The organism is Paraburkholderia sp. 32, assembly GCF_050435345.1.
Taxonomy (GTDB): Bacteria; Pseudomonadota; Gammaproteobacteria; order Burkholderiales; family Burkholderiaceae; genus Paraburkholderia; species Paraburkholderia tuberum.
In genome coordinates, this window is sequence record NZ_JBNDKD010000003.1 from 1,100,658 (window position 1) to 1,114,885 (window position 14,228).

At 63.1% G+C, this 14,228-nt stretch carries 12 protein-coding genes, 1 tRNA gene and 1 pseudogene; 8 read left to right on the forward strand and 6 right to left on the reverse strand.

Annotated features, from left to right (window positions below; all coding sequences use genetic code 11):
- Entirely contained in the window at window positions 1-1,434 is a 1,434-nt protein-coding gene (locus OKW26_RS27660) for a PLP-dependent aminotransferase family protein (protein ID WP_429355796.1), read from the reverse strand.
- Window positions 1,435-1,585: 151 nt separating this feature from the next.
- On the opposite strand from OKW26_RS27660, the gene OKW26_RS27665 reads away from it, so the two are divergent.
- Window positions 1,586-3,922, forward strand: coding sequence for an FdhF/YdeP family oxidoreductase (locus OKW26_RS27665; protein WP_429355797.1), 2,337 nt, complete (start codon window positions 1,586-1,588; stop codon window positions 3,920-3,922).
- 47 nt (window positions 3,923-3,969) lie between these two features.
- On the opposite strand, the gene OKW26_RS27670 is transcribed toward OKW26_RS27665, so the two are convergent.
- The 3 genes from OKW26_RS27670 to OKW26_RS27680 form a co-directional block, all read right to left on the reverse strand.
- Window positions 3,970-4,473 (reverse strand): M48 metallopeptidase family protein, encoded by a 504-nt coding sequence (locus OKW26_RS27670; RefSeq protein ID WP_429355798.1) that lies wholly within the window; start codon window positions 4,471-4,473, stop codon window positions 3,970-3,972.
- A 236-nt stretch (window positions 4,474-4,709) separates the two neighbouring features.
- The gene (locus OKW26_RS27675) at window positions 4,710-5,006 is read right to left on the reverse strand and encodes a hypothetical protein (RefSeq protein ID WP_184063824.1); all 297 of its coding nucleotides are present in this window, start codon (window positions 5,004-5,006) and stop codon (window positions 4,710-4,712) included.
- Window positions 5,006-5,449 carry a hypothetical protein gene (locus tag OKW26_RS27680; protein WP_429355799.1) on the reverse strand — a complete coding sequence of 148 codons (444 nt, stop codon included), beginning with the start codon at window positions 5,447-5,449 and terminating at the stop codon, window positions 5,006-5,008. The genes OKW26_RS27675 and OKW26_RS27680 overlap by 1 nt, the downstream gene beginning before the upstream one ends.
- A gap of 352 nt (window positions 5,450-5,801) precedes the next feature.
- Here OKW26_RS27680 and OKW26_RS27685 point away from each other — a divergent pair, with 352 nt between their 5' ends.
- Together OKW26_RS27685 and OKW26_RS27690 are read left to right on the forward strand one after the other, a co-directional pair.
- Window positions 5,802-6,803, forward strand: coding sequence for a DUF2515 family protein (locus tag OKW26_RS27685; protein WP_429355800.1), 1,002 nt, complete (start codon window positions 5,802-5,804; stop codon window positions 6,801-6,803).
- 83 nt (window positions 6,804-6,886) lie between these two features.
- Window positions 6,887-7,432: a flagellar biosynthesis sigma factor gene (locus OKW26_RS27690; RefSeq protein WP_429355801.1), complete on the forward strand. Its 546-nt coding sequence runs from the start codon at window positions 6,887-6,889 to the stop codon at window positions 7,430-7,432.
- 152 nt (window positions 7,433-7,584) lie between these two features.
- Here the strand turns inward: OKW26_RS27690 and OKW26_RS27695 are convergent.
- Window positions 7,585-8,646, reverse strand: a pseudogene (locus OKW26_RS27695) (tyrosine-type recombinase/integrase).
- A gap of 214 nt (window positions 8,647-8,860) precedes the next feature.
- Window positions 8,861-8,945 (reverse strand) — tRNA-Leu (locus OKW26_RS27700).
- 144 nt (window positions 8,946-9,089) lie between these two features.
- On the opposite strand from OKW26_RS27700, the gene OKW26_RS27705 reads away from it, so the two are divergent.
- The 5 genes from OKW26_RS27705 to OKW26_RS27725 all read left to right on the forward strand — a co-directional run bounded on the left by OKW26_RS27705 (window position 9,090) and on the right by OKW26_RS27725 (window position 14,180).
- Complete coding sequence (locus tag OKW26_RS27705) at window positions 9,090-10,184, forward strand: LacI family DNA-binding transcriptional regulator (protein WP_184071023.1); 1,095 nt, start codon at window positions 9,090-9,092, stop codon at window positions 10,182-10,184.
- Window positions 10,185-10,268: 84 nt separating this feature from the next.
- Window positions 10,269-11,351, forward strand: a complete 1,083-nt coding sequence (locus OKW26_RS27710; RefSeq protein WP_429355802.1) for an ABC transporter substrate-binding protein — start codon at window positions 10,269-10,271, stop codon at window positions 11,349-11,351.
- On the forward strand, window positions 11,348-12,172 hold the full coding sequence (locus OKW26_RS27715) for an ABC transporter permease (protein WP_429355803.1): 825 nt from the start codon (window positions 11,348-11,350) through the stop codon (window positions 12,170-12,172). The genes OKW26_RS27710 and OKW26_RS27715 overlap by 4 nt, the downstream gene beginning before the upstream one ends.
- 50 nt (window positions 12,173-12,222) lie before the next feature.
- Window positions 12,223-13,137 carry an ABC transporter permease gene (locus OKW26_RS27720; RefSeq protein WP_090805379.1) on the forward strand — a complete coding sequence of 305 codons (915 nt, stop codon included), beginning with the start codon at window positions 12,223-12,225 and terminating at the stop codon, window positions 13,135-13,137.
- Window positions 13,134-14,180 (forward strand): ABC transporter ATP-binding protein, encoded by a 1,047-nt coding sequence (locus OKW26_RS27725; protein ID WP_429355804.1) that lies wholly within the window; start codon window positions 13,134-13,136, stop codon window positions 14,178-14,180. Before OKW26_RS27720 ends, OKW26_RS27725 begins: the two co-directional genes overlap by 4 nt.
- Window positions 14,181-14,228: the final 48 nt, after the last annotated feature.

A 14,228-nucleotide genomic window follows, 5' to 3' on the forward strand; every position in this document is an offset into this window, starting at 1 on the left:
TCACGCCATCGCCGTAGCCAGCTCACCGAGCGTCTTCAACGCCGCTTCGGCCTGCGCGGTCCACGGATAGCTGTAGTTGAGCCGGATGAAGTGCCGAAAATCGTTGCGCGTCGAAAACATCATCCCCGGCCCGACCGTGATCCCGCGTTCGAGCGCCGCCTGATAAAGCCGCATCGAATCGATCGCAACGGGCAACTCGACCCACAGTACGTAGCCGCCCCGCGGCGTCGACACGCGCGTGCCGACCGGGAAAAAGCGCAGCACCAGCGCGCTCATGATGCTCGCCTGCTGCCGGTACACGCGGCGCAGGTGCCGCAGATGGCGGTCGTAGCCGTCCTGACGCAAATAATCGGCAACCGCGATCTGGGGCACCGACGGCGTCGTCAGCGTATTCAGGAACTTGAGTTTCTCGACCTGCGCGCGATAGCGCCCCGGCAGCGCCCAGCCGATCCGGTACGACGCCGTCAGGCTTTTCGAAAACGACGCACAGTGCAGCACGAGCCCCTGGGTGTCGAAGGTCTTCAGCGTCGACGGCCGCGTGTCGCCGAAATACAGCTCCTGGTAGACATCGTTCTCGATCGCCGGAATCTCGTGCGCGGCCAGCAGTTCGACCAGTTGCCGCTTGCGCTCGTCGGACATGCAGAAACCGAGCGGATTCTGGAAATTCGGCATCACCATGCACGCGGCGATCTTCTGCCGCGCGATCGCCTTCGCGAGCGCGTCGATGTCGATGCCGTCGACCGGATGCGTCGCCACCTCGATCGCGCGCATGCCTAGGCGCTCGATGGCGTGCAGCATCGCGTAGTAGGTCGGCGACTCGACCGCGACGGTATCGCCCGGCTTGGCGACCGCCTGCAGGCTCAGGTTGATCGCCTCGGTCGCGCCGAGCGTGATCACGATTTCGCCCGGATCGACCGGCAGACCGTTTTCCGCATAGCGCCGCGCGATCTGCCGGATCAGCTCGGGGTTGCCCGGCGGCAGATCGTCGATCAGATTCCAGCTCGCGTGCCGCCGCGCGATCGCGTTGGCGTACTGGTTGATACGCCGCCACGGGAACAGCGACGGAGCGGGATACGGCGAGCCGAACGGCACGGCGTCGTGCGCGCGGATGCTGCGTAGCGTCGACAGCACGAGCCGGCTCACGTCGACCGTCGCGGGCACCGGCGGCGGCGCGGACTTGCAGCCCGCGCGGGCCGCGGCGGGCGCCGGCGCGAGCGCCCGCGCGGCCGCGTCGCGCACGAAATAGCCCGACTGCGGCCGGCTCTCGACGATGCCGCGGCTCTCCAGCAGCGCATACGCGTGCAGCACCGTCTTGATGCTGACGCCGTGCTGCTGGCTCGCCTGACGCACCGACGCAACCCGCTCGCCGGCCGCGAACACGCCGCGGCGCACGGCTTCGGTGATTTCGTCGGCGAGTTTTTCGTAGAGCTTCATGCGATTCGGCTGGATTCGGGCGGCTTCAGGCATCGTTGCGCAACTGTACTCCTATTCTTTCCGATTTTCTGTATCCGACGTAGTTTGTGGAACACAGTACGATCTCCGGCATTGGTCTGCAAACCCTGTCGAATCTGTCCACCGCCACGTCATGAAGAAGAACGAAACACAAGCCGAAGCCCGCATCGAGCCGTACAAGCACCCCGCCGCTGGCTGGGGCGCGCTGAAGTATGTCGCCATCAACTTGCTCAAGGAGAAGGTCGCGGGCGGCAACTACCGCACGCTGCTCAAGCAGAACCAGCCTGACGGCTTCGACTGCCCCGGCTGCGCGTGGCCGGATCGCGAGCACGCGTCGACATTCGAGTTCTGCGAAAACGGCGTGAAGGCCGTGGCCGCCGAGGCCACCGGCAAGCGCGTGACGCCCGCGTTCTTCGAGCGGCACAGCGTCACGGAGCTGATGACGCAATCCGACTTCGAACTCGAGCAGCACGGCCGCCTGACCGATCCGCTCGTCTACGACGCCGCGCGCGACCGCTATGTGCCGATCGGCTGGGACGACGCGTTCGCGCTGATCGCGAGCCATCTGAAGCGTCTCGACGATCCTGACCGCGCCGCGTTCTATACCTCGGGCCGCGCGAGCAACGAAGCCGCGTTCCTGTACCAGCTGTTCGTGCGCATGTACGGCACCAACAATTTTCCCGATTGCTCGAACATGTGCCACGAGGCGACGAGCCGTGGCCTGCCGCACACGGTCGGCATCGGCAAGGGCACGGTCACGCTCGATGACTTCGAACACGCGGATACGCTGCTGATCTTCGGCCAGAATCCGGCCACCAACCATCCGCGCATGCTCGGCGAGCTGCGCGAATGCGCGAAGCGCGGCGCCACGATCGTGTCGATCAATCCGCTGAAGGAGCGCGGCCTCGAACGCTTCGCGAGCCCGCAGCATCCGGTCGAAATGCTGACGATGGGCAGCACGAAAATCAGCTCGGTATTCATCCGTCCGAAGGTCGGCGGCGATTTCGCGCTGATCAAGGGCGTCGCCAAACGCGTGCTCGAACTGGATGACGAAGCGCTCGTGTCGGGCCTCGAGCGCGTGCTCGACTTCGGCTTCATCGCCCAGCACACAGTCGGCTTCGCTGCCTTCGCCGACGATCTGCGCGCCGAGCGCTGGGACACGATCGTCGCCGAGGCAGGCATGCCGCTCGATGAGGTGCTGAAGCTCGCCGATATCTACGTGAAGGGCCGCGCGGTGATTTCGACCTGGGGCATGGGTCTCACGCAGCACAAGAACTCGGTCGCGACGGTACAGTTGCTGTCGAATCTGATGATGATGCGCGGCAATATCGGCCGGCGCGGCGCGGGGCTGTGCCCGGTGCGCGGCCACTCGAACGTGCAGGGCGACCGCACGGTCGGTATCGAGGAAAAGCCTACTGAAGCGTTTCTCGACAAGCTCGGCGCAGCCTACGACTTCGCGCCGCCGCGCGAGCACGGACTCGACGTCGTCAACACGATTCAGGCGATGCTCGACGGCAAGGTGAAGGTGTTCATCGGGCTGGGCGGCAATTTCTCGATCGCGACGCCGGACACGCCGCGCACGTGGGACGCGATGCGCGCATGCGATCTGACCGTGCACGTGACGACGAAGCTCAATCGCAGCCACCTCGTGCATGGCCGCGACGCGCTGATCCTGCCGACGCTCGGACGCACCGAGATCGATGTTCAGAATGGCGTGGCGCAAGGCGTCAGCGTCGAGGATTCGATGAGCATGGTGCACATCTCGTATGGGATGAACAAGCCGGCGTCGGACAATCTGCTTTCCGAAGTGGCGATCGTCGCGCGCATGGCGCATGCAACTTTGGGCAGCGGCAAGGTGGACTGGCTCGCCCATGCGGCCGACTACGCGCTGATTCGCGAGGGCATCGCGAAGGTGATCGACGGTTTCGACGACTACAACGAGCGTCTGAAGAAGCCGGGCGGCTTCCATCTCGGCGTCGCATCGCGCGATCGCATCTGGAAAACGCCGAGCGGCAAGGCACAGTTCATCGTCCACGCGATCGCGCTCGACACGCCGATTCATCAGGCGAAGAAGCAACATGGCGAACGCCTGATGACGCTGATGACCACCCGCTCACATGATCAGTACAACACGACGATTTACGGTCTCGACGATCGCTATCGCGGCGTCTACGGACAGCGGCGCGTGCTGTTCGCCAACAAGGACGATCTCGCGATGCTCGGGTTCGCGGCTGGTCAGCGCGTCGATATCACGAGCGTGTGGGCCGATGGCATCGAGCGACGCGTGGACGGTTTTCTGCTCGTCGAGTACGACATTCCGCGCGGCTGCCTCGGCGCTTATTATCCGGAGACGAATCCGCTGGTGCCGCTCTCCTCGGTCGCAGATGGCGCGGGTACGCCGACGTCGAAGTCGATTCCGGTGTTGTTGACGGCGTCGATGGTGGAGGATGCCGCGGAACTGGCGGCTTGAAGTCAGCTCCGTTTGTCGCGCCTGCCGCGCCCGCCGCGCGGCGTACCTCACACGGTCTTCTTCGCCAGATCGCGATGTGTCAGATACAGACGTAGATCGAATTCGATCTGTTGGTAACCCGGCTGCATGAACTCGCACAGACGATAGAACGCTTTGTTGTGGTCGCTTTCTTTCAGATGAGCGAGTTCGTGCACGACGATCATCTTCAGAAACTCCGGCGCCGCGGCCTTGAATAACGACGCGATGCGGATTTCCTTCTTCGCTTTCAGCTTGCTGCCCTGCACCCGCGAAACGCTCGTGTGCAGGCCGAGCGCGTGACGCATCACGTCGAGTTTGCTGTCGTAAGTGACCTTGTCGATCTGCTCGGCGTTGCGCAGGTGTTCGCGTTTGAGTTCCGCGCAGTACTCGTAGAGCGCGCGGTCGGTTTGCACCTCGTGCGTGCTCGGGTACTTCTGCGCGACGTAGGAGCCGAGCTGATCGGCGGCGATCAGCTTTCTCACCTTGTCTTGCAGCGGTGCGGGGTAGCCTGTGAGGTATTTGAGGGGGAACATGAAGGCGGAGTGAGGTTGGCGGGGGTGATGTTACGCATGGTCCGGCCTGGCGACAAGTTTGATTCTTTCCGGACGACTTAAGGCGCGTAGGCGTGCATGTTGTCGATGATTTCACCGCCTGATTCAACGCCTCCATCGTCGTGCAAGATGGCGTTGTCGTCACCGCGCAATTGATTCGCTCGCTTCATCGCATCAATCACCCTGCATGCTTGACGTCGAGCGACTACAAGAATGCACTATTCGCCAGACGGCTTCGCTGGTGTCCAGACCATCGGGGCTTCAGTCGTGATCTGCAAGCGAGACCTCAAGTCAGGATTCGAAGCGGCAAGGCTCAGGACCGCCAAGCCCCCCAGCTTCCGCGCGTCCTCGTCTGTAAATGGAGCGTCGGAGTGTTCAGCGGCATCCGGCGGCACGCTGATTGCCATGACGCGATCAATCGCGGTTTGAACGAACTGTCGCGGCACAACGCAGAATTTCACCTGTCCCGTGTGTTCGTCGAAAAAACTGATAAACGCGGTTTGTCGTTGACTCATCAATAACCTCTACAGGTCTGGTAATTCGCGAATGCCCGTTGCGCGCACAGCGCATAAGTGCGCGGGTCTTGGAATATTGCGCCAGCAGCAGAACAGGCTGTCATTTCCGCATGATATATCGCGTCGCACTCAGTTTCCTCGGCCGCGCTGACTCCGCGCGCCGCGATCTGCTGCACATCGCCGCTCGGCGCGTCCGGTGCGTACTCCAACGGCTTTGCATTGCCGAGATTCTGCGGCACGCGCGGACTGTTGCCATGGAGCGAGCTTGCGATGTCCGCCTCGGCCGGTTGTTGTGTGCGGGCAGGCGCTGGACCCGAACCTTTTTCCCACTGCTTGCGTATCGCCTCCACACACTTGCGCATGTCGTCCCGCTCGGGCACAAACAGCAGGTTGCCGTTCTTTACTTCGTCGTACAGGGCTTTGGCGACCTGATGGTTGGTCATCCTGTACATATGAAAGCGGTTGTCACTCCCCCCGACAACGGCGACAGCGACCGCTGGCTCCTTGTTATCGCGCCGCCGCTCACAACTCACTAAACCCGATGGTCACCATCACCATTGTTTTGACAATCGTTAAACAAAATATCGACCCTGTCCTATTGAATGCCCCCTCCTGTTTGCGCTAGCTTGGCGCAGGGTGATCCACAGCGCTCACCCGTCGAAGGTGAGGCCATTTTATGATTCGCTCACGAAGCGGAGAGCCGAGAGAGTCGGCATGCCCTCACCCAGAACTGCGCGCCGAAATATGGCATCGGCCTTGCGCGGCGTCAGTACAACACCAACGCGAATAACGAAGATGCAAAAGTGCGATAACCCAAGGTGTCCGGTCTGTTACCCGAACTGGAAAGAGGAAGAGGCCGCCGCAAAAAAGCGAGCGGAAGAGGACAAGCAGGACTGTATCGACTGCTGGCGCTTCTATCGGAAGAAGGCCGAGGCCATCGTATCCGTTGACGATCCGATTGCGCGTAACCGCAGCATCAATGCGGCGTATGCACAACTCTGGTGGGATGACCGACGTTTCCAGTGGGCCGGACTCGCGGCGTTCGCGTCGAAGCAGGTAGGATGCGGGCTGCTCAATGCCGCCGAGATGATCGGCAAATCGGCTTCGGACAGCGTTGCCAATTTGCGCAAGGTAGCGAGTGTTGGCCCGGCTGCATGGATGACGGCCTACGGGGCACAGTCGGCGGTGAGTGCTGCGACCGCCGAAAGCGGTGCCAAGGTCTATCAGATGCTGGCAAAGGGCAACACGTCGCTGTTTCTCGACGTTTGGCCGCTGCATATGTTCTACAAGAAGTTTGGGCTTGCGCGATTAAAGCGATGCTTACCCGAACGCAAACTCTTGCGCAGTTCCGTCCTGTGGCCGATTGAGAACAGTGTTCCGTTCGCGGAGGAAAGGCCTCAGATTTTGAGCGCCTTCTCCGCAATTGATAGTGGCCGCATTGCAGATGGTGTCAAAGACTTGGCAATACACGAGCAAATCAACATCTTGCAACCGGCCATGTACAACGATCCAACATTCGCGTTGCTGATGCGCGCCAACCAGTTCGCATGGGCATTGCATATTCCGACTGGATCGGCGCGGGAAATCCAGCTTGCCTTTGCGAATCAGTGTACGGTGACGGGGGCCAACGCCAAGAACGAAAGATTCAGCAAGGAGCCTCTCGCAAATCTTGCCGATCCACAGCAGCGCATGACATTTGTTTTGCGAGCCGCACAGCGTTTCGACCAACTGCTACACGATCCGCTTAAGAAATATGACGTAGAAAATTCCCTTTATCTCATCGCGCATGCAAGGTAAACATGCTGAGTCGAAAAATCAGGTGGTTTAGATATCTCGTTTGCACCGTAGTTGGCTGCGCTGCCTTATGGGGACTGCTCGCAATGGCAAAGCCTGTTGATGAGGTCGTGCTGACGCTAGGGGAACCCTATGAACAGGTGCGTAAGCAATCGCACTCGACGTTACCGCCGATTGAACCCAATACAAGCTGGGCTGGGGTGCTGATACGCCCTGCAAAACTCCGATTTGTTGATCCACACTATGATTTCGTAACGCCGGCCGCGAAGTTTTTCATGGTTCAGTACGACCAGAAAGGCAAGGTCGAATCGCTTGTACTCTCGCCGCAAGTCGAAACATTACCGCTTGACGAATCAATGGCGATCCTCGCGGACCTACAGAACCAATTCAGGCGGGGCGGGTGGAAACCTTTTCACTCTTCGACCAATCGCCCCATCGAAGACACTCGGGCGACACGCAATACAATTCGGGCGTGCGACGCACCCACGACACGATGGCAGGCCGGCAACAAATATCAGGTTTCACTCAATATCCGGTGCTTTCGGACAGACGACCGACCAAACGACGAGCGCTACCTGATTACCCTCGACCTTAATTTTCCGGTGTTTGAGGATAACAGCGACGACTATTAACCGGTAGTTCGCGAAGCCGATGAGTACAAGTGGTCCCGCTCCGGCGGGACTTTCTGTCTAATGTCACGTAGGTCTCAGTGAGCAAAGACATGCGCCGCCCACGCTTCCATCGTCGGGCGGCGCTGTTCCAAAAGATTGTCCCGCTGAGGTAGTCAGGCGACCGTCCCGCCTTTGATCGGAATGACTTCGGCCCCGGCCTTGATCCGGTCACGGTAATCGGCCCACTCCTGCATCATCTCGCGGCGCTCGCGAATGAATTTTGTGCGGTTGTACGCCGAACCAAGGTTATCCGGTACGGCGTGCGCGTCGCGCGCGCCTGGGAACACGTAGCGGCCGCTACCCGTCAGCGCCCGCAGTTCGCGCAGGATCGCGACGGCCTGTGCCGCCAGTGGCACAAGATGATCCGTGTTGGTTTTCGTGACGCGGTAGCGCCATTCCCCCTTGTCCAGATCGATCTGCGCCCATTCAGCCTGTCTCAGTTCGCCGGGACGCACAAACAGCATGGGCGCGAGCCTGAGCGCGCACAAAACCGGGAACGTGCCGGAAAAGGCATCGAAGGCCCGCAACATCTCCGAGACCTTGGCGGGCTCGGTGATCGAGGCGAAATGCGTTGTCTGTGCAGGCGGTATTGCGCCAACCAGATCGCGTGCCGGATCGGTTTTGCAATAGCCCTCCTTGATCGCGAAACGGAACACGGGGCTTGTTTCGCTGCGCAGACGGTGAGCCGTAAAGCGGGCGCCCCGGCTATCCACGCGTTTAAGGACTGCCAGAATCTCGGGTGCGTCAATTTCCGCGATGGGTCGCTTGCCAAGCTAGGAAAACGCGTCATTCCTGAAACGCGCAAGCGTTTTTTCACACTGCCCGCTTTCAACGGACTGACCGCGCTCTTCCATCCAGGCGAGCGCAACGGCTTCGAATGAATTGGCAGCAGCAAGGCGGGCGGCGCGTTTCCCGGCCTTTTTGGCTTCCCCCGGATCGATGTTTGCTACCAGTTTTTCGCGGGCGTCGTCCCGACGCTTGCGGGCATCGGCAAGCGGCACGTCTGGATAGACGCCAAGTGCGGGGCTCTTTTCCTTTCCGGCAAAACGGTACTTGAAAATCCATCGCTTGCTGCCCGTTGGCGTGACAAGCAGCAGCAGGCCGCCACCGTCGTACAGCTTCTGCTGTTTTTCACCCGGCTTCGTGTTACGGATCGTGGCATCGGTCAGCGCCATGTCTGCGTCTCCGGTTGTCGCGCCGCTGCGGGGGTCGTTTTCCATCCGACGGGCGCTTGAAATCCGACGGGCGCTTGAATCGTGGCAACCCCCGAAACGACCCCCTGGGTTGTAATCGCTGGTGAACCCTTGGAGACTACAGCAAACAAAAGCCCCGCTCAGCGCTAGCTGTCGGGGCTTCGTGGTGAACCGTTGAAATCCGTTGGCGAGTATTTGGTGCCGGGGACCGGACTTGAACCGGCAAGCCCGAAGGCGGCGGATTTTAAGTCCGCTATGTTTACCAATTTCATCACCCCGGCAGAGGTGGCAATCGCGCGTGGTCGCGAATTCTACCATCGCCTCGCGGCAGCCCCAAAAAAGCGCCCGACACCCGCATTCATCCACAAGTCACAAACGTTGCCGATAATCCGCTCACGAAAACGATTACAGCGGGCCGAAAACCGATGACGCCGACGATCAAGGATGTCGCCGCCCACGCGGGCTTTTCCATCGCCACGGTATCGCGCGCGATCAACGCGCCGCACACCGTGAACCCCGTCACGCTCGACAAGGTACGTCAGTCGATCGACGCGCTGAACTTCCGCCCGAGCCCGCTCGGCCGGCAATTGCGCGGCGAGCGCACGCGCCTCGTCGGCGTCGTTCTGCCGACGCTCGCGAACCCGGTGTTCGCCGAATGCCTGCAAGGCATCGACGATCTCGCGTCAGCGCAAGGCTATCGGCTGATGCTGATGACCACGCAGTACGACGTGGACCGTGAACGTCACGCAATCGAAACGCTGCGCGAGCATCGCGTCGAAGGACTGATCCTGACCGTCGCCGATGCCGACACCCATCCGCTGCTCGACGAACTCGACCGCGACGGCCTGCTGTACGTGCTGATGCACAACGACACGGTGCGCCGACCGTCGGTGTCGGTCGACAATCGCCTCGCCGCCTACGACGGCGTGCGCCGGCTCATCGCGCACGGCCATCGCCGCATTCTGATGCTGGCCGGCTCGTTCGCGGCCTCGGATCGCGCGCGTCAGCGGCATCTCGGCTACACGCAGGCGATGCAGCAGGCCGGCCTCACGGCCGCGCCCGCGCTCGAAGTCGATTTCAACGCCGACGAACTCGCGCCGTCCGTGCTCGCGCACCTGACGCACGGCGCAAACCGTCCGACCGCCCTCTTCTGCAGCAACGATCTGCTCGCGATGGTCGTGATGCGCGGCCTGCGCCGCGCGCGTCTGAGGATTCCGCAGGACATGTCGATTCTCGGCTTCGACGGCCTCGCAATGGGCGAACTGCTGTCGCCGGCGCTCGCGAGCATCTGCGCGCCGAATCGCGAAATCGGCTGTGCGGCGTGGCAGCGCTTGCTCGCACGCATCGGCGGCGCGCGCGACGAGCGCGCGTTCTGCGCAACCTCGCGCGCGTTGACGCTGCCGCACAGCCTGCGCGAAGGCGCGACGATCGCGGCACTCGGCTCGCACGCGAATCTCGACGGAGCGTCGCCGACCCACGTCCCGAGCGCTGCGGCCGCCACCGAAAAACCGCTCGCATAAGAAGCCCAATGAAGGCACGCGCATACGCGCGCCCTAGCTGTCATTCCCAACCCGCGCAACCCATCCGACACAGGGAGACCCGCAGTGCCCCGCTCAACCTCACGCTTCGCATCCTCGCTCATACCGCTGTGGCAAAAACTCGCGCGCTCCGCCGCGACCGCACTGCCGGCGAGCCTGCTCGTCGCCGGCGCGGCGCTCGTCGCGCTCGCGCCGCAAGCCGCGCGCGCCGACGAAACCGCGATCTGCTACAACTGCCCGCCCGAATGGGCCGACTGGGCGAGCCAGATCAAGGCGATCCAGCAAAAGACCGGCATTCGCGTGCCGTTCGACAACAAGAACTCAGGACAATCGATCGCGCAGCTGATGGCCGAGCAGAAAAGCCCGGTCGCCGACGTCGTGTATCTCGGCGTATCGTCGGCGTTCCAGGCCAAGGACAAGGGCGTGATCCAGCCGTACAAGCCCGCGCACTGGGACGACATTCCCGCCGCCCTGAAAGACCCGCAAGGCTACTGGTTCACGATCCACTCGGGCACGCTCGGCTTCTTCGTCAACAAGGACGCGCTCGAAGGCAAGCCGGTGCCGCGCTCGTGGGCCGATCTGCTGAAGCCCGAATACAAAGGCATGATCGGTTATCTCGATCCGTCGAGCGCGTTCGTCGGCTATGCGGGCGCGGTCGCGGTGAACCAGGCGCTCGGCGGCACGCTCGACAACTTCGAGCCGGGTCTCGACTGGTTCAGAAAGCTCAAGGCGAACGCGCCGATCGTGCCGAAGCAAACCGCGTACGCGCGCGTGCTGTCCGGCGAAATTCCGATCCTGCTCGACTACGACTTCGACGCGTACCGCGCGAAGTACAAGGATCACGCGAACGTCGAGTTCGTGATTCCGCAGGAAGGCACGATCTCGGTGCCGTACGTGATGAGCCTCGTGAAAGGCGCGCCGCACGAAGCGAACGGCAAGAAGGTGCTCGATTTCGTACTGTCCGACGAAGGCCAGAAGCTGTGGGCGCAGGCATATCTGCGGCCGGTGCGCGCGAGCGCGATGAGCGCCGAGACGGCTGCGCAGTTCCTGCCCGCGAGCGAATACGCGCGCGCGAAGCCGGTCGACTTCGCGAAGATGGCCGACAAGCAGTCGAGCTTCGGCGAGCGCTATCTACAGGTGATGCATTGAACGAAGTCACGTTCCCGCTGCGCTGGCGCATCGCGTTGCTCGCGCCCGCGCTCGCGGTCTTCATCGCGTTCTGGCTGCTGCCGATGGTCGCGCTCGCGCAGCTCTCCGGCGGCGGCCACGCGTTCGCGACCTATCGCGCAATGCTGACGAATGCGCGTTACATGTCGAGCCTTGGCGCAACCGTCGTGCTGGCGGCGGGGGTCACGGCGGCCACGCTGGTGCTGTCGGTGATCGCGGGGCTGCTGCTCGCGCGTCGAGAGTTCGCCGGCAAGCGCACGCTGCTCGCGCTGCTGACGTTTCCGCTCGCGTTTCCGGGTGTCGTCGTGGGCTTCATGGTCATCATGCTCGCGGGACGTCAAGGGTTGATCGGCGCGCTGTCGCTGAAACTCGCGGGCGATCGCTGGGTGTTCGCGTATTCGATGAGCGGCCTGTTTCTCGGCTATCTGTACTTCTCGATTCCGCGCGTGATCGTCACCGTGATGGCTTCGGCGACCAAGCTCGATGCATCGCTCGAAGAGGCCGCGCGCTCGCTCGGCGCATCGCCGTGGCGCATCATGCGCGACATCGTGTTGCCGGCGCTGTCGCCCGGACTGATCGCGGCGGGCGCCGTGTGCTTCGCGACCGCGATGGGCGCGTTCGGCACGGCGTTCACGCTCGCCACCGACATCGACGTGCTGCCGATGACCATCTATACCGAGTTCACGCTGAACGCGAACATGGTGACGGCCGCGGGCCTGTCGATCGTGCTGGGCATCGTCACGTGGGCAGTGCTGGCGATCGCGCGCAGCGCGAGCGGTTCGGGCGTGGCGGCGAGCGCGTGAACGGCGCGTCGCCGGAGCCGCGCGTTCGCGAACGCAACGACTACCTACCTATGAACTCAATCACCGCCCCTTCGCCGTCTTCGCAACCGGCAGCGGGACCGCGCGCGCGACGCGCGTGGCCTTCCACGCGAACATGGCTCGCCGCGGGTCAATGGTTCGTCACACTGCTGCTGTGCGCGTTCCTGATCGTGCCGGTCGTCATGTCGATCGTCGCCGGGCTGACGGTCAACTACTTCAAGGGCGTGTCGAGCGGACTCACGCTGCGTTGGCTCGTCGAAGTGTGGACCCAGTATCACGACTCGGTGTGGCTGTCGCTCGAAGTGGCCGCGGCGACGCTCGTCGTCACGCTGCTGACCGGCGTGCCCGCGGGCTACGTGCTCGCGCGCAGCAAGACGCGCTTCGCACGCATCGTCGAAGAGTTTCTGGTGCTGCCGATCGCGCTGCCCGGCCTCGCATCGGCACTCGCGCTGCTGGTGATCTACGGCGGCTTCACGGCGTTTCGGATGAGCGCGGCGTTCATCGTCGTCGGGCATGTGGTGTTCACGCTGCCGTTCATGGTGCGCGCGGTCGCGGCGGTCTGCGCGAGCAGCGATCTGCGCACGCTCGAAGAAGGCGCGGCGAGCCTCGGCGCGAGCTTCTTCACGCGCTTCGTCACGATCGTGCTGCCGAACGCGCGGCCGGGCATCGTCGCGGGCGCGCTCGCGGTGCTCACGCTGTCGATCGGCGAATTCAACCTCACGTGGATGCTGCACACGCCCGACACGAAGACGCTGCCGGTCGGCCTCGCCGACACCTACGCGTCGATGCGCATCGAGATCGGCAGCGCGTACACGATCCTGTTCTTCATCATGACGATGCCGCTGCTCGTCGCGATGCAATGGCTCGGCGTCGATGCGACCGGCCAGCGCAGCGCGTCGAAGAAGCGCGGCGCCGCCTCTTCCTCGAAGCCCATCGACACGCCATGAAACTGACCTCGGTTCCCATCACGCTCACGCAGTGCGCCAAAACGTTTCGCGGCACGCGCGTGCTCGAACCGCTCGACCTGACGATCGGCGCGGGCGAAACCCTCGTGCTGCTCGGACCGTCGGGCTGCGGCAAGACGACGACGCTGCGCCTGATCGCGGGCCTGGAAACACCTGACGCGGGCGGCCGCATCGCATTCGGCGACGACGACGTGACCACGCTGCCGATCGAAAAACGCGCGGTCGGCATGGTGTTCCAGAGCTACGCGCTGTTTCCGAACCTGACCGTGCGCGGCAACATCGGCTACGGTCTGAAGATCAAACGCGTGCCGGCCGCAGTCGCGCGACAACGCGTCGACGAACTGCTCGGCATGATGCGGCTCAACGCGCACGCCGACAAACCGATCGATCAACTGTCGGGCGGCCAGCGTCAACGTGTGGCGCTCGCGCGCGCACTCGCGGTGCAGCCGCGCGTGCTGCTGCTCGACGAACCGCTGACCGCGCTCGACGCGCGTCTGCGCGACGCATTGCGCGGCGAGATGAACGCGCTGTTGCGCGAACTCGGCATCACGACCGTCTACGTGACGCACGATCAGGCCGAAGCGATGGAGCTCGGCGATCGCATCGTCGTGATGAGTGCGGGACGCATCGAGCAGATCGGTTCGCCGCGCGACATCTACTATCGTCCGGCCAATCGCACGGTCGCGCAGTTCGTCGGCACGATCAACCGTGTCGCGGGCGAGCCCCGCGACGGCATGCTCGCGACGAGCGGCGGCGCCGTGCCGTTGCCCGCGCATGCGTCGAACGCACGCGGCGCGCACGAAATCTTCTTTCGCCCCGAGGATGCCCGGCTCACCGACCCCGCGCTCGCGCAGCTGCGCGGCCAGATCGAAAGCACCGCGTTCCTCGGCGAACGCACGCGTCTGACGATTGGCGGTGCCGCGCCCGAGCCGCTCTTCGTCGACGTCGCGGGCCGCATCGAGCTTGCGCGCGGCACGCCGGTCGGCATCTCGATCGAGCCGGACGCACTGATTGCGCTATCGTAGGTAAAAACAGCGCCGCATCCTGGCGCCCGACACGAAGCAACCCGAAGG